The 22,346-nt window shown below is 73.3% G+C and carries 21 protein-coding genes and 1 pseudogene; 11 read left to right on the top strand and 11 right to left on the bottom strand.

The features are described from left to right. Positions 1 to 51 precede the first annotated feature (51 nt). Positions 52 to 477 (bottom strand): DUF3592 domain-containing protein, encoded by a 426-nt coding sequence (locus ACIA79_RS21410; RefSeq protein ID WP_399429925.1) that lies wholly within the window; start codon positions 475 to 477, stop codon positions 52 to 54. 170 nt (positions 478 to 647) lie between these two features. On the opposite strand from ACIA79_RS21410, the gene ACIA79_RS21405 reads away from it, so the two are divergent. Next, the gene (locus ACIA79_RS21405; protein WP_399429924.1) at positions 648 to 1,118 is read left to right on the top strand and encodes a flavodoxin family protein; all 471 of its coding nucleotides are present in this window, start codon (positions 648 to 650) and stop codon (positions 1,116 to 1,118) included. A 67-nt stretch (positions 1,119 to 1,185) separates the two neighbouring features. Here the strand turns inward: ACIA79_RS21405 and ACIA79_RS21400 are convergent, their stop codons facing one another. Next, positions 1,186 to 1,407 (bottom strand): hypothetical protein, encoded by a 222-nt coding sequence (locus ACIA79_RS21400; protein ID WP_399429923.1) that lies wholly within the window; start codon positions 1,405 to 1,407, stop codon positions 1,186 to 1,188. A gap of 403 nt (positions 1,408 to 1,810) precedes the next feature. Between ACIA79_RS21400 and ACIA79_RS21395 the strand changes: the two genes are divergently transcribed. Together ACIA79_RS21395 and ACIA79_RS21390 are read left to right on the top strand one after the other, a co-directional pair. Continuing rightward, a complete protein-coding gene (locus ACIA79_RS21395; protein ID WP_399429922.1) occupies positions 1,811 to 2,224 on the top strand; it encodes a RidA family protein in 414 nt (137 codons plus the stop codon). A gap of 7 nt (positions 2,225 to 2,231) precedes the next feature. Further along, a pseudogene (locus tag ACIA79_RS21390) lies at positions 2,232 to 2,400 on the top strand (AAA family ATPase); the annotation flags it as partial. Between the two features lie 112 nt (positions 2,401 to 2,512). Here the strand turns inward: ACIA79_RS21390 and ACIA79_RS21385 are convergent. Beyond that, positions 2,513 to 3,160: a dihydrofolate reductase family protein gene (locus tag ACIA79_RS21385; RefSeq protein ID WP_399429921.1), complete on the bottom strand. Its 648-nt coding sequence runs from the start codon at positions 3,158 to 3,160 to the stop codon at positions 2,513 to 2,515. A gap of 451 nt (positions 3,161 to 3,611) precedes the next feature. On the opposite strand from ACIA79_RS21385, the gene ACIA79_RS21380 reads away from it, so the two are divergent. Then, the gene (locus ACIA79_RS21380; protein WP_399429920.1) at positions 3,612 to 4,364 is read left to right on the top strand and encodes a GNAT family N-acetyltransferase; all 753 of its coding nucleotides are present in this window, start codon (positions 3,612 to 3,614) and stop codon (positions 4,362 to 4,364) included. Between the two features lie 255 nt (positions 4,365 to 4,619). On the opposite strand, the gene ACIA79_RS21375 is transcribed toward ACIA79_RS21380, so the two are convergent. Both ACIA79_RS21375 and ACIA79_RS21370 read right to left on the bottom strand, forming a co-directional pair. Then, on the bottom strand, positions 4,620 to 6,887 hold the full coding sequence (locus ACIA79_RS21375) for a FlgD immunoglobulin-like domain containing protein (protein ID WP_399429919.1): 2,268 nt from the start codon (positions 6,885 to 6,887) through the stop codon (positions 4,620 to 4,622). Positions 6,888 to 7,106: 219 nt separating this feature from the next. Next, the gene (locus tag ACIA79_RS21370) at positions 7,107 to 8,189 is read right to left on the bottom strand and encodes a DUF5937 family protein (protein ID WP_399429918.1); all 1,083 of its coding nucleotides are present in this window, start codon (positions 8,187 to 8,189) and stop codon (positions 7,107 to 7,109) included. Between the two features lie 100 nt (positions 8,190 to 8,289). On the opposite strand from ACIA79_RS21370, the gene ACIA79_RS21365 reads away from it, so the two are divergent. Further along, positions 8,290 to 9,495, top strand: a complete 1,206-nt coding sequence (locus ACIA79_RS21365; protein ID WP_399429917.1) for an MFS transporter — start codon at positions 8,290 to 8,292, stop codon at positions 9,493 to 9,495. A 92-nt stretch (positions 9,496 to 9,587) separates the two neighbouring features. Here the strand turns inward: ACIA79_RS21365 and ACIA79_RS21360 are convergent, their stop codons facing one another. From ACIA79_RS21360 to ACIA79_RS21345, 4 genes are all read right to left on the bottom strand, one after another. Then, positions 9,588 to 9,776 (bottom strand): hypothetical protein, encoded by a 189-nt coding sequence (locus tag ACIA79_RS21360; protein WP_399429916.1) that lies wholly within the window; start codon positions 9,774 to 9,776, stop codon positions 9,588 to 9,590. Positions 9,777 to 9,900: 124 nt separating this feature from the next. Beyond that, the gene (locus ACIA79_RS21355) at positions 9,901 to 11,958 is read right to left on the bottom strand and encodes an ATP-binding cassette domain-containing protein (RefSeq protein WP_399429915.1); all 2,058 of its coding nucleotides are present in this window, start codon (positions 11,956 to 11,958) and stop codon (positions 9,901 to 9,903) included. 578 nt (positions 11,959 to 12,536) lie between these two features. Then, positions 12,537 to 13,004 (bottom strand): DoxX family membrane protein, encoded by a 468-nt coding sequence (locus ACIA79_RS21350; RefSeq protein ID WP_399429914.1) that lies wholly within the window; start codon positions 13,002 to 13,004, stop codon positions 12,537 to 12,539. Positions 13,005 to 13,094: 90 nt separating this feature from the next. Then, complete coding sequence (locus tag ACIA79_RS21345) at positions 13,095 to 13,484, bottom strand: VOC family protein (RefSeq protein ID WP_399429913.1); 390 nt, start codon at positions 13,482 to 13,484, stop codon at positions 13,095 to 13,097. 104 nt (positions 13,485 to 13,588) lie between these two features. On the opposite strand from ACIA79_RS21345, the gene ACIA79_RS21340 reads away from it, so the two are divergent. Further along, a complete protein-coding gene (locus ACIA79_RS21340) occupies positions 13,589 to 14,671 on the top strand; it encodes an Lrp/AsnC family transcriptional regulator (RefSeq protein ID WP_399429912.1) in 1,083 nt (360 codons plus the stop codon). A 40-nt stretch (positions 14,672 to 14,711) separates the two neighbouring features. Here the strand turns inward: ACIA79_RS21340 and ACIA79_RS21335 are convergent, their stop codons facing one another. Then, positions 14,712 to 15,923, bottom strand: a complete 1,212-nt coding sequence (locus tag ACIA79_RS21335) for a hypothetical protein (RefSeq protein ID WP_399429911.1) — start codon at positions 15,921 to 15,923, stop codon at positions 14,712 to 14,714. A gap of 85 nt (positions 15,924 to 16,008) precedes the next feature. Here ACIA79_RS21335 and ACIA79_RS21330 point away from each other — a divergent pair, with 85 nt between their 5' ends. Continuing rightward, positions 16,009 to 16,464 carry a hypothetical protein gene (locus ACIA79_RS21330; RefSeq protein ID WP_399429910.1) on the top strand — a complete coding sequence of 152 codons (456 nt, stop codon included), beginning with the start codon at positions 16,009 to 16,011 and terminating at the stop codon, positions 16,462 to 16,464. On the opposite strand, the gene ACIA79_RS21325 is transcribed toward ACIA79_RS21330, so the two are convergent. After that, positions 16,446 to 16,946 carry a restriction endonuclease gene (locus tag ACIA79_RS21325; RefSeq protein WP_399429909.1) on the bottom strand — a complete coding sequence of 167 codons (501 nt, stop codon included), beginning with the start codon at positions 16,944 to 16,946 and terminating at the stop codon, positions 16,446 to 16,448. The two genes, ACIA79_RS21330 and ACIA79_RS21325, sit on opposite strands and share 19 nt — an antisense overlap. 486 nt (positions 16,947 to 17,432) lie before the next feature. Here ACIA79_RS21325 and ACIA79_RS21320 point away from each other — a divergent pair, with 486 nt between their 5' ends. The 4 genes from ACIA79_RS21320 to ACIA79_RS21305 all read left to right on the top strand — a co-directional run bounded on the left by ACIA79_RS21320 (position 17,433) and on the right by ACIA79_RS21305 (position 22,346). Continuing rightward, on the top strand, positions 17,433 to 17,891 hold the full coding sequence (locus ACIA79_RS21320; protein WP_399429908.1) for a hypothetical protein: 459 nt from the start codon (positions 17,433 to 17,435) through the stop codon (positions 17,889 to 17,891). A 248-nt stretch (positions 17,892 to 18,139) separates the two neighbouring features. Further along, complete coding sequence (locus ACIA79_RS21315; protein ID WP_399429907.1) at positions 18,140 to 18,334, top strand: hypothetical protein; 195 nt, start codon at positions 18,140 to 18,142, stop codon at positions 18,332 to 18,334. Positions 18,335 to 19,453: 1,119 nt separating this feature from the next. Then, positions 19,454 to 20,869 (top strand): family 2B encapsulin nanocompartment shell protein, encoded by a 1,416-nt coding sequence (locus ACIA79_RS21310; protein ID WP_399429906.1) that lies wholly within the window; start codon positions 19,454 to 19,456, stop codon positions 20,867 to 20,869. Positions 20,870 to 20,966: 97 nt separating this feature from the next. Beyond that, positions 20,967 to 22,346: a family 2 encapsulin nanocompartment cargo protein terpene cyclase gene (locus ACIA79_RS21305; protein ID WP_399429905.1), complete on the top strand. Its 1,380-nt coding sequence runs from the start codon at positions 20,967 to 20,969 to the stop codon at positions 22,344 to 22,346.

Genomic DNA, 22,346 nt, shown 5'->3' with positions numbered 1-22,346 from the left:
GAGCCGGTGCGGAGGCGTTGCGGCGGCAGGGCAGCCGCGGGCCCGGCGCGGTCAGAGGGTGAGCAGCCGGACGAGCAGCACCAGCACCGTTCCCACGGTGAACACCGCCCCCAGCACGGTGAAGAGCAGGTCGACCGTCTTCACGTCCCAGCCCTCGATCGCGAACCGCTGCGGGGCTGCCGGGTCGTAGCGGACCATGACGTGCGCCCCCACACCGAAGCCGTTGCCGACGCGGCCCCGGCCGAACCGGGAGGGGTACTCGCACGCGCGCCCGTCCTGGGCCGTCCACGCCGCGACCGGGTGGTGGAACGTGGCCCCTTCGTCGTCCCGCCTCGCCTCGTGGCGGACGATCCAGGCCTCGGCGGAGACACCCGTGCGGCGCAGCGCGCGGGCGCGGCGCAGGCCGTACACGCCGAAGCAGAGGAAGACCGTGCCGATCGCCAGGGGGATGAGGGAGAAGAGCCATTCGCGTCCCATGTGTGATGCGACGCGTGTGCCGGGACGTCGGTTGCGGATGGGGCGCCAGTGATTTCCGCCGTCGGTCCCGTACTCGCGACCGCCTTGCGGCTACGGCCGCACCGGGGCGGTGTCACATCCGGCGTCCCCGCGCGGTCCTCACCACGGAAGCGAGAGAAGGGACCGTCAGGATGAAGGCCGTCATCGTGTGCGCCTCCGTGTCGCACGGCAATACGCGGCGCGTCGCCGACGCCATGGCCCAGGTGCTGGGCGCGCAGGTCATCGCCCCCGAGGAAGCCGACCCGGGGGAACTGGCCGGCGCCGACCTCGTGGGATTCGGGTCGGGCGTCTTCCACAGCAGGCTCCACCCGCGTCTGACCGACGTCGCCCGGGCCCTTCCCCCGGGGCGGGGCCGGGCGTTCGTGTTCGCCACCAGTGGGCTGCCCGAGCTGCCGCTCGCGCCCTTCACCCGCCCCCTGGTCCGGCTTCTCGAAGGGAAGGGCTTCGAGGTGGACGGGAGCTTCTCGTGCCGGGCGTTCGACACCTGGACACCGTTCAAGCTCGTCGGCGGGATCAACAAGCAGCGGCCGAACGGCGAGGATCTCGCCGCCGCGCGGGCGTTCGCCGAACGGCTGCGGGACCGGAGCGGCGGTGTGTCCTGACCGCCGGAGGCGATGCGGCAGGGCACCGCGAGCACCGCTGCGGCGGCCGGCAGCCGCCGGGCCGGACTCAGTCGTCCTCGGGCAGGTGGAAGTAGACGGTCCCCGACCGCCACGGGCCGTACTCGGTCATCTCGGCGTCGAAGACCATGTCCTGCACCTCGACAGGACCCAACGCCTCGATGGAATCGGCCAGTCGCCGCAGGAGCGCCGGGGCGCTGTCGCAGCCCGGGCCTTCGGGGTTGGCCTGGGAGAAGTGGCGCACGGTCCAGTGCTTGGGGGTGCTCGTCATGGCTGGATCGTATGTCTGCATCGTATGCCGTGCCGTCACCCGGTCGCGCCGGGGCGGCGACCGGCAACCGGCGGGAGGGGGACGGCCTGCGGGCCGCGCGGTCGCGTGGCCACGGCGGTCACGGCCTTCACTGCGGTCAACGGCGGTCGCGGCCGTCACGGCGGAATGGGCGGCCTGCGCGGCGCGTTCACACGGGCGTGGGGGTGATCGCGGTGGTGGCGGTGTCGTGGCGCACCGCGCGTGTACGTCACGGGCCTCACCCCCTCAAGGCCGCGGCCCGGCGCCTCCGCCGACCGGTTCTCGTCGCGGCGTACGACCTCACCGCGGTGCTCCGTGCGGCACCGCGTCCACCTCGGTCGCCTGCCCGGCGGACGGCCACCTCCCCCGAAGGGAACACTCCGCAGTGACCACCGATCAGCGCACCATCACCAACCCCGACACCCTGCACGACCCCGCCCCGTTCGGCTACAGCCACGCGGTGTCCGCACCCGGCGAACTCGTCTTCATCGCCGGGCAGTACGCCTCCCACGCCGAGACCGGAGCGCCGGTGCCCGGCGACTTCGCCGCGCAGGTCGAGCTCTCGCTCACGAACCTGCGGCACGCGCTCGAAGGCGTCGGGCTCGGTTTCGAGCACGTGGTGCGGCTCGGCTCGTACATCGTCGACCACGACCTCGGCAAGCTGGAGGTCCTCGGCAAGGCACTCCACGCCGCCTTCGGTGAGCGCCTGCCGGCGCAGACCCTGAGCGGGGTGGCCGCGCTCGCCCTGCCGGGAATGCTCTTCGAGATCGACGCGGTGGCCGTGCGCCCCGCCGGCTGATGTCCCGGTTCCGACCGAGCGCGAGGAGAAGAGTGTCACCATCGCCTCCGACGAGTCGTTCGGTGGGTGCACGAAGACGCTGACCGATCCGCGCCTCTGCGCGGCCATCGTCAGCCGCCTGACGTTCAACGGGCGCGATCACCGGGAGCGGCACCGACTGCTTCCGGCTCGCCTCACGCGGGCCGAGCCGGGGAACCCGCCCAGGCCGGCTGACCGCCCGAGGCGGACTCGACGGCTCAGGGCAGTCCCGGGGGAAAACAGTTCGCCCGGGGCTGCCCTGAGGTCCGGTCACTTCCGCCAGAACAGGTGGTGCGTCACGCCGCTCGGGCTGGGTACGACCTCCAGGTGGAACCGGTCGAGCAGCTCATCGGGTGACTCCCAGAGTCGTAGTCCGGACCCGAGCTTCACCGGTGAGACCGCCACATGCATCGTGTCGACGAGATCGGCGTCGAGGAACTGTCGGATGGTGGTGACCCCGCCGCCCAGTCGGACGTCCTTGCCCTGCGCCGCCTCCCGCGCCTGCTCGAGGACCGTGGCCGGCTCACCGCCCACGAAATGGAACGTGGTGTCGGACAGCGTGAACGACGGACGCTCGTGGTGCGTCATGACGAATACCGGGGTGCGGAACGGCGGCTCGTCACCCCACCAACCGAGCCACTCGTGGTCGCTCCAGGGCCCGCGCTGAGGCCCGAACTTGTTGCGGCCCATGATCTCGGCACCGATGTTGCGCCTGTAGTCCCGCGTGAAGTAGTCGTCGAGCCCCCGGCTCCCCCCGGGATCCGTGCGCATGGGCCAGCTCGCCGTAGCACCGGCCCACGCGAACAGCCTCGCCGGGTCGACGCCGTGGCCGAACGGCCGCTCAAGGCTCTGATCCTCACCGGCACCGATCCCGTCACTCGAGACGTTGAAGTTCTGGACTCTCAGCAGCTGAGCCACGTGCTCCTCCTGTGTTGTCGACAACGGTGCTGAGACTCTCCGGAGCACGAAAACTCATCGCTGCATCCGCGACCGGTCAGATGCGCTGCCCCGCTCGGAGACGGGATGATCCGTCGGCGGGAAGCCTGACCGTCGCCGCTGACCATGAGGTACGGCCGGGAAAACCCGTTGCCCGCCCCCGCCGCTCGATGGCACAGTGACCGTGTTCTGCGACTGTGCAGACGAACTCATGAACTCACGGTGAGGAACGAAAGCCAATGATGTCGGCGTCCCCCAGCGGCCGCCGTCGGCACTGAGCGGCCCGCTCCCCAGCGGTCGGTCGGCTCGGTCCGCCCGCGCGATCCCGTACGGCGGCCCACGATGCGGTGCCCGGCGCACCCCACTCGTTCCTGCCCCGGACTCATCGGTTCGTCCAGGGCTCATCCTGAGATCCCGTGAGGAAAAACCCACCGTGGACACACAGGTCCAGAACTTCGCCGTGGCCAACCTGCGCCGCCGTCCCGTCGTCGTCGAAACCGGCGGCTTCGTCGTGGGCTTCGACCCCGACACGGCCAGCCCCTACCTCAACTACGCGACGCCGCTGCCCGGAGCCGAGCCGACCGAACAGGACGTCGCGGCGCTGGTCGCGGCGTTCCGGGAGCGGGGGCTGATGCCGCGGCTGGAGTTCGCGCCGGAGGCGGCGCCCGGTGTCGCGCCGGCTCTGCGCTCGGCAGGCTTCGAGACCGAGGCGGTGCACGAGTACCTCGTCTGCACCCCCTCCGGACTGAGGCTCCCCCCGGGCGTGGAGACCCCGGCGTCCGACGAGGAGTACGCCGCACTCGATGCCGCACTCGCCGAGGCGTTCGGCGGCGTCTTCGCGCCCTCCGCGGAGGGCGCGGCCCGGCTGCGGCGCACCCAGCAGGGCGGCGGGGCGGTGCGCTTCGTCCGGGCCCCGGAAGGCGGCTGCGCCGGTGCGGCCTCCTGCTCCCCGCCGGCCGAGGACACCGCCGAACTGTCCGGTGTGGGGACCCGCCCGGCCCACCGGGGCCGCGGTGTCGCCGGCGCGGTGACCGCGGCGGTGACGGCGGCGATGTTCGCCCGGGGGGTCGGTTCGGTCTGGCTGGAGTACTCCGGCGAGGGCTCCCGCCGCGTGTACGAGCGCGTCGGCTACCGGCCGCAGGGCACACGCCTCTACCTGTCACTGCCCCGGAAGCAGCGCCTCTGACCGGTCGGCCTCAGCCGGCGCCCTCGCACGCGTGGGTCGGCGTCGGCGAACCGCCGCCGCTCCGGGCGCAGCCGCACCGGCCCCCTCCCGCGCGGCGGGTGCCGGTGCGGCCGGCGGGACGCGGCCGGGAGCGGCGGTCGCCGTGCCGGTCGCCGTAGCCGCCGAGGCCCCCGGTCAGGCATCCCGCCGACACGGCGGCGCGAGGCGCCGACGCGCTCAGCCGGCGCCCTCAGCCGCCGCCCCCAGCCGGTGCGGTCAGCCGGTGCGCTTCACGACGCCCGAGGCCGTCGCGTCCGGGCCCGTGCCGTCCGCCGGGGTGGCGGTCAGTCGCCAGGTGTAGCCGCCGGTGGCCACCGGGGTGCCCGTCTGGGACGTGCCGTCCCAGGTGACCCGTACGGCGCTGAGGGCGCCTTCGCCCGTCCAGGTGCGGACGGTCTCGCCCGTCGCGCGACGGGTGAGCGTCACCTGCCAGGACGCCGCGGGCTTGGAGAGCCACCACGTGGCAGCCCACTCGCCGGCGGGCGTGCGGGGTGCGGCGGTGCGGGCGATGCCCAGCGGAGAGACCGCGTGCTGCGGCGCGGTGACGTGGACGGTGTCGTCCGCGCCGACCCAGGCGAGCTTGCCGGCGCCCGGGTCGAGGGTCCAGGTGGTGCCGCGCCCATCACCGGCCGCGGGCTGCTTCAGACCGGTGACCGTGCCCAGGTCGGCCGTGCCGCCGTCCGTCTGCAGGGCCGTGAGGCGGAGCGCGCCGGACGCGTCGCGGTGGGCCAGGAAGCGGTCGCCGAGCAGGACGCCGGAGGCCGGTGCGGAGAAGGTGCGGCCGGTCGACAGGTCGCGTACGCCCGCCGCGTCCTGCGAGGCGCAGCTCCAGTACAGCAGGGTGCCGCTGTGCTGGAGTTCACCGGGGACACAGGAGGAGCCGAGGTCGATGGCGCCGGTGGGCTTGCCGGTGCGCAGGTTGATGACCTTCACCATGCCGGGCTGGTTCAGCGCCGGCTTGAACAGCTTCCTCTGGTCCAGTGCGGCCGCCTGGGCCGGCTGCTGCCGGACGATGGCGTCGCGAGCGGTGTCCACGACGTACTGCTGTCCGCCCGCCTCGTACACCACGAACTCCGGTGCGGTGTCGAGGATGCGGCCGTCCCGCCCCGGCAGCGGGAAGCTGTCGGCGGGCTTCGCCGGGTCGTCACCGGTGACCAGCACGTCGGTACCCGTGTCCGGGTCGGTGACCAGCCTGGCCAGCCCCTCGTCGGTGCCGTCGGCGAAGCGGCCCGCCGCGAGGCCGGGGAAGTCGGCGAGCGCCGTGCCGTCGGCCGGGTCGAGGCCCGCGCCGATGTTCTTGCCGTGCAACGTCGCCGTGCCGGCGAGGGAGTTGACGTACCGCAGGCGCCCCCGGTCGAGGCTCAGCGCCCCGATCGAGCCGTCCGCCGTCTTGGCGCGGGGGACCTGACGCAGGGGGAGGTCGAAGACGAGTCCCGAGCCGTCCACGCTGAAGTGGTGCACGGCGCGCTTCCCGTCGGAGTCCTTGCCGAGCGCGACCAGCGAACCGGTTCCCTCGGCACGCAGGAACGCCTGCTCGACGTCGCCGAGCAGGGTCCGCTCGGTCTCCGCCCCGGCGAAGGGGGTCAGACGCAGCGGGCCGCCGTCGCCCTCGTACCAGAGCACGTTGTCGCCGATTACGTACGTGGTGACCACGCTGTCGGCGGACCGTGTGGCGAGCGGCACGACGCGCGGGGCGGCCGTGCTGCCCAGCGGCATGACCCGCACGCCCGGCTGCCCGGTGCGGGAGAACCAGCTGACGGTGGTCTGGGTGATGCGGAAGCTGCTCGCCTCGCCGGTCACCGGCAGCGGGACGACCCTGCCGTTGTACGCGGTGAGGATGCCGTAGGCCGGGGTGCCGTCAGCTGTGCGGTAGCCGATGACGAGCTGGTTGTAGTAGGCGCCGAGCAGCTGCGGTTCGGCGCCGGTGGTGGCTCCGGCGGGCAGTTGCACGACGGGGTCGCTCGCCGGGTCGCCACCGCGCGCCACGCGCAGTTGGTACGTCCCGTCGCCCTGGTCGACGGTGGCCAGCACCCAGCCGTTGGCGACGCGCGGGTTGAGGTATCCGGCGGGCACGGTGGTGGTGTGGGTGAAGCGCGGGTCCTCGATGCCGACCCGGACGACGTCCGTGCCGCCGTCCTCGCGCGGTCGGGTGTAGACGGCGCGGTTGTACTCGTCGTGGCCGCGCACGATGGCGGTCTGCGGGACGCCGTCGAGGGCCGGGACGGGCTTGGTGGTGCGGTTGTACGTGGTGGTCCAGAGGTAACCGCCGCCCTCGTGGTGCAGTACGCCCTGGCTGCCGGTCGCCAGCACCGTCTCGGTGCCGTCGCCGTAGGCGTCGGGCGCGGGTATGAGGATCTCGGTCGCCTCGGCGGCGTGAGCCGTGGCCGGCAGGACGGTCGTCAGCCCCGCGGCGAGCACGGCGGCGATGGCGGTGCTGCGGGTGCGCCGGGTACGGCGGCTGGTCGTGCGCAGGTGATGGGACACCTGACCCCCCTCTTGTTAACCATTGACGTTGCCCGTTGAGGTGTGAACTCGGTTAACCATACACAGTGGAGGGAGAGTTGTGCGGGAAAACATGTGCCGATCGTGTCGCAGGGACGTCACCGCGGCGGCTGGACCCAGCAGTACGCCCCTGTGCGCCCGCTGTGCGGGGAGCGGGCGGGCAACTGCCGTGGGAAGCCCTCCCCTTGGGGGGCACGGCACTCAGCGCAGTACGGCCGCCAGGAGGTCGGTGCCCAGCGCCGTCAGATCGGTCAGGTTGAGGGTGTAGCGGATGTAACGGCCGTGCCGACGGGCCGTCAGCAGGCCGGCGCGACGCAGGACGGCGAGGTGGCGGGAGACCTCCGGGGGCGACAGCTCCCAGACGTGGGCCAGTTCACCGGTGGTGTGCGGGCCGCGGGCCAGGCTGCGCAGCAACCGCAGCCGTACCGGGTGTGCGAGTGCCTCCAGCCGCAGGGTGACCGTCTCCAGCGGCACCGGCTCCGGTGGGCCGGGCTCGGCCACGGGGTACTGCACGACCGGCTGCCACCCGGGCGCGTGGACCACCACCAGGTGCGGGCGGTTGAAGACACTGGGGATGAAGGTGACCCCGGCGCCGTGGGCGGCGGTCGCCTTGTCCTGCAACTTGTCCACGACGATGCAGTCGCCGTCCGGTGCCAGGCTGACCGCACCGGAGACCGAGGCGAGTGCCGCCCCGGCGCCCTGGCGCTTCAGCAGGTCGTTCTTCAGGCGCAGGTCCCCGGCGAGTCGTACGGCGACGTCCGCCCATGCGGCATCGAAGAAGGCCTCGGCACACTGTTCGAGGGTGCGGCGCACCCGTGCCCGTACGACGGCCGGATCCGCGAGCAGGCGTTCCGCGAAGGCCTCTTGTCGCCCGCCGCGCGCCCGGGCCAGGTCCAGGGCACGCTCGCGCGCGGCCGCGTCGGTGAGCGGTGACGACGCGGCGAGCTCGCGATCGGTACCGCACGTGGTGACCAGCGCGGCGGTCGCATACGTTTCGTCGTCGATCCGGTCCACGTCGTCCAACTCCTCGGCCAGGGTCGGCCGGGGCCGGGCGGGGATCAGGAAGTCGGCCTGCGAGGAACGCCACAGGAACTCCGCCTCCCGCAACCGCTCGGCCAGCTCCGGCGGCAGGCCGGCCCACACGCCCCCGGCCCAGTCGGCGTACTGCGGGTGATGCCCGGGCTCGGCCAGCACGTGGAGCATCGCGGTCAACTCGGCCAGCGGCGATGCGGCGAACCGCAGCCGCTCGGGCGGCAGGCCGCTGATGTCGATCCTCAGCGTCATCCCCTCATCATCACCGACCGGCCCCGCCGGGTACGGCGCCGGTTGACGGTGTCCGTCAACCCACGTGCCCGGCCCGGCCGCCGGACGCACCGTGAGCGCCATGGCAACGCTCAAGATCAAGTCCCGTGCCCTCGTCCGTGCCTCCGGAGGCCCCCGCTACGCCGTCGCCCTGGCCGTGGACGCGCTCGGCACCGGCCTGCTGCGGCCCTTCCTGCTGCTCTACGGCGTGACGGTGCTGCGGCTGTCCGCGCCGGTCACCGGCACCGCCATGACGGTCGCCGTCGTCGCGGGCCTGGTGTGCATGCCCGCGGTGGGCCGATGGCTGGACCGGGGCGCACGCAGCACGGTCGTGGCGGCCTCGATGCTGGTGCGGGTGGTGGGTGTCGTGGTGCTGCTGGCCACGCCGGCGGGGCACGTCTGGCTGTTCGCCGCGGCGGCACTCTTCCTCGGCATCGGCAACCAGGCGTGGCCGGCCGCCCATGCGGCGCTCGTGGCCACGGTCTCCCACGGCCGGGAACGCGACGCCGCCCTCGCGGCAGGCCGCGCCCTGCGCAACGCCGGCCTGGGCGCGGGCGCGCTCATCGCCACAGCGTGCCTGGCGGGCGGCACCACGGCCTTGCAGGCGCTGGCCGCCGTCACCGGGCTCGCCTGTCTCGCTGCGGCGGCCCTGGCGTGGTCGGTCCGCCTCCATGCGCGCCCGGCCGCCGCACCGGCCGAGGACGAGGCCGAGGCCGAGGCGGAGGCGGAGGCCGGCGGTCCCGCCCCGCGGATGCGCGCGCTGCTGGCCGCCAACGTGGTCTACGCCTTCTGCCTCAACGTCCCCGAGATCGCGCTCCCTTTGATCCTGGTGACGCAGTTGCACGCATCCCCGGTGTGGTCGGCGGCCATCTTCGTGGCCAACACGGTGCTGGTGGTCACCCTGCAGGTTCCGGTCACCGTCCTGATGTCCCGCTTCTCCCGGCGGGCCGTACTGGCTGTCGCCGGACTGGTTCTCACCACGTCCTACCTCGGCTTCCTCGCGGCCACCTCGGTGGGACACGGCTGGGGTGCCCCCGCCGTCGCCGCGGTGTCCGTGATCTGCACGCTCGGCGAGATCATCTACGCCGGCAGCGCCACCGCGCTCGTCACCGCCCTCGCCCGCGCCCATGTCCTCGGACGCGCCCTCGCCCGCTTCGAGCTCTCCACGGGCGTCGGCCTCGCCGTCTCCCCGGCGGTCATCACCACCCTCGCACCCCACGGCTCGGCCGCCCTCTGGGGCAGCCTGGCCGCTGCGACGCTCCTCTCCTCCTTCGCCGTCGCCCACTGAGCCGATCGCGGGAGCGCGGCGGCCGGGCATTGCCCGGCCGCCGCGGTACGGGATGGGGGTGCCTGGGCGCGCGGGCGCGCGGGAGGGGCGGCTCAGTCGCCGCCACCGCCTCCGCCGCCGCAGGAGGAGCCGCCACCGCAGGAGAACCCGCCGCCGCAACCGGCACCGCCCCCGTCGCCGCCCCCGCGGCCGCGCCTGCGCTTCGTCTTCTTACGGCCGCTCGACAGGGCGAGCAGAAGCACGAGCACGGCGAAGCCCGCGATCAGCAGGAATTCGGTCATGGTGTCCCCCGTGGGTCTCGGTCACGCGTTCGTGTCGCGTGGTATGTGCGGGGACGATGCCCACCGGGGTGGGCGGCCCAACCGGACTTGAGCAACTCCTGAGCTTGGGCCCCGGATCCGCCGGTCAGGGCGCCGCCGGGCGCCCTGCCACGAGGTGGAGGCGGTCGCCCGTGAAGGCTTCCCGCAGCACCCGGTCGTGGGTGACGAGCACGACCGCGCCGGGGTACCGGGTCAACGCCTCCTGGAACTCGTCGGTGAGGGCCGGGGAGATGTGGTTCGTCGGCTCGTCGAGAACGAGCAGGTCGGTGGGGCGGGACACCAGCCGGGCCAGTTCGATCCGGCGGCGCTGTCCGGCCGACAGGCCCACGGCCGGGACCGACAGGTCCTCCGCGCGGAACAGGCCCATGGCGAGCAGTTCGTCCGCGTACTCCTCCGGCGGGCCGGGGCGGCCGGCCGCGTACGCGGACAACACGGTGACGGCGCCGGGGCCGCAGGGCAGCGGCGCCGGTTCCTGCGGGAGGTAACCGACCCGGGCCCGGCCCCGGACACGACCGGCATCGGCCCGCCGTTCACCGGCGAGCAGCCGCAACAGCGTGGTCTTGCCCGCCCCGTTGGGTCCGGAGACCAGCAGGCGGCCACCGGGCGGTACGCGCAGCGCGGGCACATGGAGCCGGTCCGCGACCGTCGCCCCGTCGACCTCGACCACGGGGAGACCCGCTTCCGCTTGATCCGTCGCAGGGGCGTCCGGCGTGGCCCGGTCGGACACGGACACAGGCGTCGCGGGTACAGCCGCCCGGAGGTGGTCCGTCACGGGCTCTTCCGTCACGTGTGCTTGTGTCACGGCCGCTTCCGGCGCGGTTTCACACGTCACGCGCGTATCCGTCACGGGTCCATCCGTCACGCGCGTATCCGTCACGGGTCCATCCGTAGCGGGCGCCTTTCTCCCGGGCGCTGCCGTCCCGGCGTGGTCGGTGCCGGCCCGGCCCGTCGCGGGTGCCTCCGGCCCCGGCCGGTTCGTCACCGGCGTGTCCGCCCGCTCCGGCGCTCCGTCCGCGAGCGGCTCCGGCCGGCCCGTCCCCAGCGCGGCGGTGAAACGGAGCGGCTCCGGGGGCGGCGGCACCGGGTGTGCCCGCAGGTGTTCCAGTCCGGCCCGCGCGGCCCGGACCCGGCCGGACAGTTTGGCCTCCGAGGACCGCCGGTGCTTGCCGAAACCCTGCCGGGGGTCCTTGCCGGTGCTCGCAAGCCGGGTACCGGCCGCGTCCACGAGGGCCTCGGCGCGCGCCATCTCCTCCCGCCACTCGCGGTGCTCCTGGGCCAGTCGGCGCCGTTCGGCCGCGCGGGCGGCCCGGTAGCCGTCCCAGCCGTCGCCGTAGCGGCGCACGGTCCGCGTGTCCGCGTCGACCTCGAGGATCGTCGTGGCGAAGTCCCGCAGGAACGCGCGGTCGTGGGTGACGACGACGACCGTCCCCCGGTGGGTCGCGAGCCGCCGGCGCAACCATGCGACGGCGTCGGTGTCGAGGTGGTTCGTCGGCTCGTCCAGGAGGAGGAGTTCGGCGCCCGCGCACAGCGTGCCGGCGAGGGCCAGCCGGGAGCGCTCGCCGCCGGACAGGGTCCCCAGGGCCCGCGTACGGTCGATCCCGCCGATCCCGAGCCCGTCGAGGGCGGCGGCGACGCGGGCGTCCGCCTCGTACCCGCCTCGTTCGGCGAAGGCCTCCAAGAGCTCGCCGTAACGGGCGAGTTCGTCGGCCGACGCACCGGCGAGGTCCTCCTCGGCACGGCGCAGCGCGCGCTCCAGGGCCCGCAGGCCGGCGAGGTACGCGTCGATGGCGTCGCGCACGGTCGCAGTGGGCGGCAGGCCGGAGGTCTGGGCCAGGTGCGCGACGCCGCCGGGGGCGCGCAGCGTGATCTCCCCCTCGTCGGGCGTCTCGAGGCCGACGAGGAGGCGGAGCAGGGTGGACTTGCCCGATCCGTTCTCCCCGACGACCGCGACCCGCTCTCCGGGGCGGACGGTGAACGAGACCCGGTCGAGGACACGGCGGGGCCCGAAGTCCTTGGAGAGGTCACGGACCGCGAGCTGGGTCGTGTCCGAGCCGGTCGGTCGCGGGGCGTCCGCCGGGCGGACCGGACCAGCCGTCACGGTGCCGGCCGGGGCGGACGTGGGCTGGTGGGCGCGGTGGCGCATGGTTCTTCCCCTGACATGACATGGAAGCGGCCGGCCCGGTCGGGCGCCGGCAGCAGTGGGCACGGGACATGTCGTGGGAACACGCGGACACCCCTGCACAACGCGGGCGGCACGGCACCACCGTTCGGTCGCCGCGAGACGGGCCCGAGGGAGAGGAGGTGACACCGCGCGGCAGGACGGGGTGCGGCCCGGTGCGCGGCCGACCGATCAGTCGGACCTGCACCGGTGGGCCGGCGTGCGGCCGGGGACCGGCGTGTTCCCGATCCCGGGAATCAGAGGAAGTAGGGGAAACTGCCCATGCGCCCACCGTAACCGACGGCCCCGGCCCGGGGCATTTCGTTTTCCGGTGGCATGCGGGACCGTGCTCCAGGGCCGGGTGGGCGCAAGGATGACAGCGGTACGGGACGGCATGCGCGCACCCGGCAGGGGGCGAGCGGCCGTCCCGTACCGCGTGGCCGCGAACCGAGTGAACCCGAGCGAACGGGAAAAACCGATCAACCCCGGCACACCGGGCTCACTCAGCACACTCGACGCACCTGACGAGGCCACCGAGCTCGGCACACTCGGAGAGCTCAGCCCTAGGGTGCCGGAGAGGTCCTGGTCACCACCCGTTCATTGCGGGCCAGCAGTACGGTCACGGTGGCCGCGAGGAAGACGCACTGCATGACCGTCCGGGGCCCGAGCCGGTCCCACCAGGGCACGTCGCCCGCGGCGGCGTACACGTTGGCGGGGAACATCACGACCAGCATCCCGGTGAGCACCCCGGCCGAGAGCCGGGCGGTCCGCGGCCACAGCAACCCGAGGGCGCAGCCGAGTTCGGCGAGGCCGGTCAGTGTGACCAGCAGCCCGGGGGCCGGCAGGGCCGGCGGCACCATCGCGACGACGTCCTCGCGCATGCCGATGAAGTGCGCGCCCCCGGTGAGCGTGAACATGGCCGCGAGCCCGCCGCGCAGGGCGACGGACGGCCGGCGGAGCCGTACGGCCCCGAGTGCCCCGGCCAGCAGCAACAGACCGGTGACGGCGACGAGGGTGACGAGGGGTTCCATGGACAGGCCTTTCGAGCCGTGACGATGTCGAGGCGAAGCACTGCGGGACGGCGGGCCGGTGAGGCGGCCGGGCGCTGGCCCGGCCTCCGGTCAGCCGGCTTCGCCGCCCACGGCCGCGGCCGACCTGCGGACGGTGTCCGGGTCGATGCGCTGGATCTGCACGACGACCCCGTCCGGATCGGTGACCCGGATGCTGGTCCCGAAGTTCTCCTCGACGAGCTCGTACGGATAGCCGTTGCTTTCGAGGCGCCGGGCGACCGCCTCCAGCGGCTCGTCCGTCGTGAAGCCCAGTTCGGTGGCGCCGGGGGGACGCCCCTGCGAGACGGTGGCGGCATGGACACCCACGGCGCCGGCCGCGGCGGTCAGCCGGACCCAGACGGCCGCGCCCGGCTCCGGCCGGACGGCGAGCCCCAGCCCGGCGTAGAAGTCCCGGGACGCCTCGACGTCGGCCACGTACCTGATGGGAAGGACGGTCAACATGGTCTGCCTTTCTGCGATGATCGCCGCCAGCGTCCTGCCCGGGGCTCTCCCGCACGACGTACGGGCGCCGGAATGGTCCCGATCGGACACCAGGAGGGGATTCGATGACGCAATCGGTCACGCTCGACGCGCTGGACCGTCGCCTGATCCACGCCCTCCAGATCGACGGGCGCGCCTCGTTCAGCAGGATCGCCGATGTGCTCGGGGCGCCCGAGCGCACCGTCGCGCGCCGCTACCACCGGCTGCGCTCGGCCCTGGTGGTCCGGGTGACCGGTCTGGTCGACAGCGGGCGGATCGGCGGGCTCGACTGGTTCGTGCGCATCGACTGCGCGCCGGACAGCGCCGACGCGCTGACCGCCGCCCTCGCGCAACGGGACGACACCTCGTGGATCGCTCCGCTCGCCGACGGCACGCGGCTCACCTGCATGGTCCGCACCCCCGCCCCGGGACCGGCCGCGGCGTCGGCGGACGGCGGTCGTCCGCTGTTCGACCACCTGCTGCGGACGCCGGGGATACGGGACGTCGAGGCGGCCTGCGTCCTGCGCCCGGTCGCCGGCGTCGGCGGGTGGGCCGGCCGGACGAGCGCGCTCGACCCGTCCGAGCAGGCGGCTCTCCTCAGCTCCACGCCCCGGCCGGCGGACGACCCGGACGAGCTCGCCGAGGCGTCCGGCTGGGGTGAGGCGGAGGCGCGACTCGCGGGCGAACTGGCCCGGGACGGCAGGGCGGACGTGAACCGGCTCGCTTCCGTCACCGGGTGGTCGGCCGCGACGGTACGCCGCCGCGTCGCCGGGCTGCGGGCCACGGGGGTGCTGCACTTCGAGGTGGACGTGGACCCGTCCCACTTCGGTTTCCCCCTGGAGGCACTGCTGTGGCTGGAGGTGACCCCGGCCGCGCTGGGCGAGGTGGCGCAGGCCCTGTCACGGCATGCCGCGGTGGCCTTCGCCGCCGTGGTCACGGGCCGCGCATCGGTTTTCGCGATGGTCCAGTGCCGTGACACCGACGCGCTGTACGACTACCTGTCCGTCGAGCTGGCCGCGCTGCCGGGCATCGGCCGGATCGAGACCGCCCTGGTCCGGCGCCGCGCCAAACGGGCCGGCCCCCTCCTCCTGCCGCCCTCGTCAGCGGCGACGACCACACCGGCCATGACGGCACGACGACCGGGAGGACGCGGCCGGCGGCGGCCGTAGAAGGAGTGACTCCCCGCCCCGCCCCCCGTCTGTCGCACCGTCAGTCCTGCCAGTAGAACAGCAGGGTGTCGACGCAGAGCGCCGCACGCCGGCCGAAGTAGTAGACGTACAGGCCGGCGACCTCGATGGCCTCGGTCTCCTCGTCGATCCAGCGCAGGCCCGCCGCCTCCAGCACCGGACGGGCCGCGGTGCCGCCCTCGCGGGCGATCGCGAAGCGGCCGAGGGTACTGATCCAGACCTCGCTGTCGCCGCCGTCGAACTCGATGATGTGGTACGTCCCGTCGCCCTGCTGGTATTCGGCTCCGCAGTGCACGGGAGGCTTCGGAGCGAGGCCCGCGTCAGTGAGCGCCTCCGTTGCGCGGCGCAGCCAGCCCTCGACGTCGTGGCGTGCGGGTGGTGCGGTGCACAGGGCCTCGACGCGCCAGCGGGGGTCGGTCAGCGGCTGGCTCCGGGGAACGTACTCGTGGACGATCGCGGTGCGCAGCTCCTCGTCCAGGCCGGGTACCTCGACGCGGGGGCGTCCCAGTTCCTCGTACAGCGCGCGGGTCTCGTCCAGGTCCTCGGTGAGCTCGTGGAGTGCACGGACGGCCCAGAGCTTCGCCTCGGTCGTGGGTGCCTCCGTGAGGTACGACCGGAGGCGGCCGGCGTCGTGGGCCAGCGTGTGGGCGCGGTGGGCAACCACCCGGTCGGGGTCCGCGAGCGCGTACGTCACGTCCTCGCCGGCCCGGAACCGCATCCGCAGACGGAAGAGGCGGTCCTCGGGCCGGTCCTCCCCGAGCCGGGCCATGACGGCTTCGGCTCCATGGCGCTCGGCCAGCCCGTCCAGCGCCGTCTCGCCGGCCTCCTGGCTGTGCCGAAACGGGTCGGCCGCGAGCGTCGCCGCTTCCCCGGCCACGGTGAGGTCGCCGATCAGGCCCCGCGTCCTGACCAACACCTCCCGCATGCCGTACGACGTCTCCCGGCGGCGTTCCTCGTGGCGGAGCCAGGGCAGCAGTTCCGGGCGGTCGCCGACGACGTCCAGCAACGCCCTGCGGACCTCCCCCGTGTCCCCGGCGTCGCGGACCCGGTCGAGCAGCGCGCCGGCCCACGCCTCCGGCACGCGTCCGGCGAGCGCCTGCGCGCAGGGCAGCCGCCGCCACCAGGGGTGGGACGGATCGGCCACGTACCGCGCGAGCTCGTCGGGGTCCAGCGCGCGCAGGGCGTCGGTGTCGGCGCGCCCGGCCGACGGGATCAGCGATTCCATGTCCGGCATCCCGGGATCCTAGGGGGTGTCGGGGGCGGCGGGCGAGGTGCGGGAGGAGGAACCGGCGCACTATGGAGGTGAGGAGGAGCCTGTCATGAGCCAGCACCAGCGCCGAAGGCGACCGGTGATCGCTGCGGTGGCCGTGGGAGCCGGTCTCGTCTTCGGTTCCGCGTGCGCAGCCGACCCGAGCACCACCCCTGCCCCGTCCGGCGAGACCACCACACGGCAGACGCAGAGCGCGACACCGGAGACCGGGGGCGAGCAGAAACACGGGGACCTGGTGCGGTTCGAGCTCGAAGACCGCTCAGCCGGGGGCACCACCGACATCCGGGTCGTGTGGACGATCAAGAACAACAGCGACCACACGGCCACCTACAGCTGGAAGTGGGAAGCGGTCGACGCCAAGGGCGTCCGCGTCGCCGGGAAGTCGCAGCCCGCCACCGACGTCAAGCCCGGCCAGACCATCACGGGCGAACACCGCACCACTCTCAGGACCACCGAAGGCATCAAGCTCAACGTCACCAGCTTCCATCAATCCCGTGCCGGCTGACCGACCGGCGCCTCCGGCCCGGTGTCCGCTCCGGTCTCAGGTGCGGGAGGGGGTGCGGATTCCGGTGTGACGGAGCCGGGAGAGGTCCCCTTCAGGCGGTCGAGCTGCTCGTAGAGGGCGCGGACCAGTCCGGCGCGGCCACGGACGCAGTGTGCGGTGCCCTGCAGCGGCGCGGACAGATGCCGCTCCGCCGCGTCGAGGACCGCCTCGGCCGGCGTGCGCCGGGGGTCGTCCGCGGGCAGGAGCCGGGCGCGGTGGTGGAGGTCGGTGACGACCGCCCGGGCGTGGCCGGTCAGCGCGAGTGCGATCTGCTGGCAGTCACCGGCCGGAAGCCCCGAGTCCGCGCTGGTGAGCACGGCGGTCGCGAGCGCTTCGAACGGGGCGCGGTCGAGCGGGATCCCGGACTCGATCACACCTTGGGGGTCGTACAGGACCGTGCACGTACTGGTCGCCGCGGCGCCCTGGACATGCCCCTTCTGCACGCGCGTCGGCAGTATGGTCCTGCCGGCTTCGCCCCGGGCGTCGGCGTGCGTCTGGCCCGAGGACTTCGTGGGCCGTTCCGGCCCACGGGAGACGCGGGGCTGAAGGTCGGGCTGAAAGCTGCTACTGACGTGCGGAATGTCACTGACTGTACGCATCAGACCTCACTCACACCGGTTTTGGGAACACACAGTGACCATCGGAGGCGGCCGGGGCTCGCTGAAGCGTGTTGCGTGAACTCGCCACATCCCGCTCAGCACGTGTCTCCGGCGGCTGGAAGCGGTACTGCAATGGCCGGCGAAAACCGGGTGGCAGCAGCAAGCAACGTACGCCGGACGCCGGACACACCATGACGCCTCGGTACGCGACGGCCCGCAAGCGGCGAAGGCAACGCCGATCGGGCCCTGTTCGCGACCGACCGGGCATGTGCGACGATCGACGCGCGGAGCGGCAGGTCATGGGCGGTCTTCGCCGAGGGGGGAGCCGGGTTGAAGGACGAGGAGATACGCAGGCGCTTCGACGGGCGCAGCCGCGTCGAGCTGCTGCCCGGCAACCTCCCGTACGCGGGGCAGCGCCGGATCGAGGAGATCGCTCACGCGCTCGGCTACCGGCTGACCGCCGCCCATCGCCTCTACCCCGTCGGCGTCCGGCTGGTCTACGACCGCGACGACACCCCGCTGGCACGCCGCCGCGCCGAGCTGTCGATCGCCCGGCTGCGCGCGGGCGGACCGCTGCTGCCGGCGACGGAGCCGCCTGTGCCTCCGCCGCCGCCCCCGCCGCCCCCTGCGTCGGCACAGCTCCAGCCGCGCCGGCCCAGCCGCCCCCCGTCGGAGCCCCCGCCACCTCCGCCGCTCCCCGCGCCGGGACCGGCGCGGCCGCGCGTCCCGCCGCCGCCGTCCTACCCGCCACCCCCTCCGCCGCCTCCCCCTGCCGCGCCCGCCTCCTGACGGGTCACCCGCCCGCAGCCGGTGACCCTCGGAAGCGGCCGAGCCCCCCGCGCCACCGCACCGGTGCGCTGCAGGGCCGGTGCGCTGCAGGGCCGGTGCACTGCAGGGCCGGTGCACTGACCCTCGCGCGTCGCCCACAGGGCACCTTCGCCGGAAACGGTCCGAGGCCCAGCTCCGCCCGCCGGAGTGGGCACTCCTCCCCCAGGCTGAGAAGATCATCTCGACCGTACGAAGGCAGGGGTGGAAACGTGGTTGTTCCGGTACTGGCCGGTGCCCTGGCGCTGGTCGTCGGCGGTTGCGTATGTGTGGTGTGGGCGGAACGCGGCGGGCCCCGCTGGGTACGCGTCGTGGCGGCCGTGACGCTCACGGCGGGCGAGCTGCTGCGCCGCTCGCGCAAGCATCGGGGGCAAAGCCTGCACAACACCGCCGACAGCGGCGAGTAGGACCCACGTTCCCCGCCGCGTCTCCCGCAGACCGGAGCGTCTGCACCAGTCTGCGGGGAGGCTGTGCGTCACTGCCTATGCCTCGGGTCCCGGGCTGGTGAGGCGTTGTGGACCTTGCTGCGGCAGGCGACCGAGCCGGCCGGGACAGGACGGACATCACCGCCCGGTGTCTCCGGTGGAGCGCGTCGGCGTCCTGACGGAGCGCACGAAGGCGCACGCGCAGCAGGAACCGCGTCCGCCATGGGTGCCACAGCGCCCGGAGCAGCTGTTGGGCTGTCGCCTGCCGGTAGTCCTCGCACTGTGCCATCAGTTCTTCGAGCGGCTCCCCCAGGACACCGCCAAGACGGGCGTCGACCCGTCTGACGACCTCGCATTGCAGGGCCTGTTCCTCACCGCCTCCGGCGAAGTCCAGGACTCTGCGGGGTATGCCGGCCGAGAGCGCGGCCACCACGAGATCCGAGATCGCTTCCCGCTGCGCGTGCTCGGCGTCACGCCCGTCATCCAGAACCGCCGTGACACCGAGCCGCGCCGTGGCACTCAGTCGCGCTCCGGCCGTGTACCGCGACGGGCTCTCCTCCCGGCTCGGCACGATGGCGCATACGCTGTCACGCACCGCCGCGAGCCGGAGAAGTTGCTGCATGACCGCTGCACGCTGCTGTCGACGCTCCTGGTGCATGGAGAGGTAGTTGGTCACCGCGGCACCGACGACACCGCCGGCCGTGGTGTATGCCCGATGACCGCGCCTGCGGGGGCTCGGACGGACGTCCGAGTGGCCGCCGGCGCCCCGCGGATACCGGGTGAAGCGGCCCCGACGGCCATGTCCGTTCGTCCTCGCACAGAAGCTCCGGGCCGCACCGCCCTGCTCGCCGGAACGGTCCGGTTGCCGTCGGCCGCCCGGATAAACCAGGCGGCAAGCAAGATCACTTCATCGGGGTAATCCCGCGGTCCCGCGGGGTGATCGAGGCGTTCCGGCCGTTACTGTTCCGGAGGATCTGGATTGGTTCCCCGAAATTACTCCTTTCTATCCTCTCTACGCCCTTTTATTCGTTTTCTTTCTCTTTCATCCGGTTGGCACGCGCGTACGCCGATCACCGCTCCTTGCGAAGGAGAGCTCGCCCGATGACCGTCGACACCGGCCCGGAAGCACAACTGGCGCAGCCGCCCCGGCAGTCCAGTCTGAGCACCGCGGCTGCCCGCAACCTGGCCACCACGACCAAGTCCGCGCCGCAGATGCAGGAGATCACCTCCCGCTGGCTGCTGCGGATGCTTCCCTGGGTGGAGACCAAGGGCGGTACGTACCGGGTCAACCGCCGGCTGAGCTACACCGTCGGGGACGGGCGCATCGAGTTCGTCCAGGACGGTGCGGCCGTCCGTGTGATCCCCCGCGAGCTGGGCGAACTGGCCCTGCTCCGCGGGTTCGACGACGTGGAGGTGCTGACGGCGATCGCCGGCCGGTGCGTCCAGCGCGACTTCCGCGCCGGTGAGGTGCTGGTCGAGCGCGGCACCCCTGCCGAGCAGATCCACCTGATCGCCCACGGCCGGGTCACCCGGACCTCTGTGGGCGAGTACGGCGACGAGATCGTCGTCGCCGTACTCGCCGACGGCGACCGGTTCGGCGAGGACGCTCTTCTGGACGCCGACGCCAGGTGGGACTGCACCGCCACCGCCGAGACGGCCGGCACCCTGCTCACCCTGTCCCGCGCCGACTTCGCCGCCGTGCAGTCCGCATCGCCGGACCTCCGGGCCCACATCCAGCGGTTCGGCGCGCTGCCCCGGCAGCGTCAGAACAAGCACGGTGAGGCCGAGATCGCGATGTCGGCCGGTCATGCCGGCGAGGCCGAGCTGCCCGGTGCCTTCGTCGACTACGAGCTCAACCCGCGCGAGTACGAACTGTCCGTCGCGCAGACCGTCCTGCGGGTCCACACGAGGGTCGCCGACCTCTTCAACGGGCCGATGAACCAGACCGAGCAACAGCTTCGGCTCACCATCGAGGCGCTGCGCGAGCGCCAGGAGGACGAGCTGATCAACAACCGGGAATTCGGCCTGCTCCACAACGCCGCCTTCAAGCAGCGGATCCAGCCCCACTCGGGCCCGCCGACCCCGGACGACCTCGACGAGCTGCTCTGCCGCCGGCGCGGCACCAGGTTCTTCCTCGCCCACCCCAGGACGATCGCGGCCATCGGTCGCGAGTGGAACGCCCGCGGCATCCACCCCCACCCCGTCGACGTCGACGGGCAACCCGTCCCGGCGTGGCGCGGGGTCCCGGTCCTGCCGTGCGACAAGATCCCCATCAGCGAGAACAACACCAGCTCGATCCTCGCCCTGCGCACCGGCGAGGACAACCAGGGCGTCATCGGTCTGCGCCAGACCGGGCTGCCGGAGGAGTACGAACCGGGCCTGTCGGTGCGCTTCATGGGGATCACCGAGCAGGCGATCATGTCGTACCTCGTCACCACCTACTACTCCGCCGCGATTCTGGTGCCCGACGCCCTCGGTGTGCTGGAGAACGTGCAGATCGCCCGCAGGCGCGACTAGAGGATCCGTCCGGCGGCCACGACGGCCCGGACCCTCCCGGCAGGGCGAGCACGCCCGGGACCCGGGACAGCCCACCCCCCTCACCAAGGAGCCACGGATGCCCGATCCTGGGCCTTCCCCTCTGCAGTCGAGTCTGCCCGACGCCGTCTCCCGTTTCGGGGAGCACGTGCTGGGCCAGGCCCTCACCCTCACCGTCGAGGCCTCCGTCGAGGCCCGGTCCGCCCTGCCTCCCCTGCCGGGGCCGCCCTCCGTGCCCGTGCCCGCCGCGGCGGCCGCGCCCGCGGAGGCTCCTGCGGACGTGCCCGTGTCCGGCGCCGGCCCGAGCGACGGCCCGGGAGGCGACCTGATCGCCGAGCCGGTGCGCAAGGGCCCTGCCACGGCGGGGCAACCGAACGCCGTCCTGGAGCGGATCCTGCGCGGCCCCAGCGGTCTGGGCACGGCGGGTCTGCACCTGTTCCGGCGGGAGGCGCGGTCCGCGGCGCCCGGGGCACCGGCGGAGGGCACACCGGTCCCCGGCCTCTACCACCACCCGGTGCCGGAGCCCGATGCGGCACGCGTGGCGGAGGTCAGCCGCAGGATCAGGGAATGGGCGGTGGACGAGGTCCAGGCGGTCCCCCCGGAGTGGGAGGACCAGTTCGACGGCTTCTCCGTCGGCCGCTACATGGTCGCCTGCCACCCGGACGCGCCCACCGTCGAGCACGTGATGCTCGCCACGCGGCTGATGGTGGCGGAGAACGCCGTGGACGACTGCTACTGCGAGGACCACGGCGGCTCACCCGTCGGTCTCGGCAGCCGGCTCCTGCTGGCGCACACGGCCCTCGACCCGGTGCACACGACGAAGGAGTACGAGCCGGGGTGGGCGGATTCGCTCCACGCCGACGCCCCCCGGCGCGCCTACCGCTCCGCCATGGAGTACTTCCTCCGGCACGCCACCCCGTCCCAGGCGGACCGGTTCCGGCACGACATGGCCCGGCTCCACCTGGGGTACCTCGCCGAGGCCGCATGGGCCGAGACGGATCACGTTCCCGAGGTGTGGGAGTACCTGGCGATGCGCCAGTTCAACAACTTCCGCCCCTGTCCCACCATCACCGACACCGTCGGCGGATACGAACTCCCTGCGGACCTGCACGCCCAGCCCGCGATGCAGCGGGTCATCGCGCTCGCCGGGAACGCGACCACCATCGTCAACGACCTGTACTCGTACACCAAGGAACTCGCGAGCCCCGGCCGGCACCTGAACCTGCCCGTGGTGATCGCCGAGCGGGAGGACCTCTCCGAACGGGACGCCTACCTCAAGGCCGTCGAGGTCCACAACGACCTCATGCACGGTTTCGAGGCCGAAGCCGCCGCCCTGGCCGCCACGTGCCCCGCCCCGAGCGTGCTGCGCTTCCTGCGCGGGGTGGCCGCGTGGGTCGACGGCAACCACTACTGGCACCAGACCAACACCTACCGATACAGCCTGCCCGATTTCTGGTAA

This window comes from Streptomyces sp. NPDC051310 (genome assembly GCF_044455245.1).
GTDB lineage: Bacteria > Actinomycetota > Actinomycetes > Streptomycetales > Streptomycetaceae > Streptomyces.
The sequence above is the reverse complement of the archived record's forward strand: the minus strand, read 5'-3'. Positions and strand labels throughout refer to the sequence as shown.

Coding starts and splice junctions, on each gene's coding strand:
- ACIA79_RS21340 (WP_399429912.1), top strand. CDS start 13,589: ATGACGCAATCGGTCACGCTCGACGCGCTGGACCGTCGCCTGATCCAC.
- ACIA79_RS21360 (WP_399429916.1), bottom strand. CDS start 9,776: ATGACCGAATTCCTGCTGATCGCGGGCTTCGCCGTGCTCGTGCTTCTG.
- ACIA79_RS21365 (WP_399429917.1), top strand. CDS start 8,290: ATGGCAACGCTCAAGATCAAGTCCCGTGCCCTCGTCCGTGCCTCCGGA.
- ACIA79_RS21335 (WP_399429911.1), bottom strand. CDS start 15,923: ATGCCGGACATGGAATCGCTGATCCCGTCGGCCGGGCGCGCCGACACC.
- ACIA79_RS21330 (WP_399429910.1), top strand. CDS start 16,009: ATGAGCCAGCACCAGCGCCGAAGGCGACCGGTGATCGCTGCGGTGGCC.
- ACIA79_RS21355 (WP_399429915.1), bottom strand. CDS start 11,958: ATGCGCCACCGCGCCCACCAGCCCACGTCCGCCCCGGCCGGCACCGTG.
- ACIA79_RS21410 (WP_399429925.1), bottom strand. CDS start 477: ATGGGACGCGAATGGCTCTTCTCCCTCATCCCCCTGGCGATCGGCACG.
- ACIA79_RS21400 (WP_399429923.1), bottom strand. CDS start 1,407: ATGACGAGCACCCCCAAGCACTGGACCGTGCGCCACTTCTCCCAGGCC.
- ACIA79_RS21345 (WP_399429913.1), bottom strand. CDS start 13,484: ATGTTGACCGTCCTTCCCATCAGGTACGTGGCCGACGTCGAGGCGTCC.
- ACIA79_RS21350 (WP_399429914.1), bottom strand. CDS start 13,004: ATGGAACCCCTCGTCACCCTCGTCGCCGTCACCGGTCTGTTGCTGCTG.
- ACIA79_RS21310 (WP_399429906.1), top strand. CDS start 19,454: ATGACCGTCGACACCGGCCCGGAAGCACAACTGGCGCAGCCGCCCCGG.
- ACIA79_RS21370 (WP_399429918.1), bottom strand. CDS start 8,189: ATGACGCTGAGGATCGACATCAGCGGCCTGCCGCCCGAGCGGCTGCGG.
- ACIA79_RS21405 (WP_399429924.1), top strand. CDS start 648: ATGAAGGCCGTCATCGTGTGCGCCTCCGTGTCGCACGGCAATACGCGG.
- ACIA79_RS21305 (WP_399429905.1), top strand. CDS start 20,967: ATGCCCGATCCTGGGCCTTCCCCTCTGCAGTCGAGTCTGCCCGACGCC.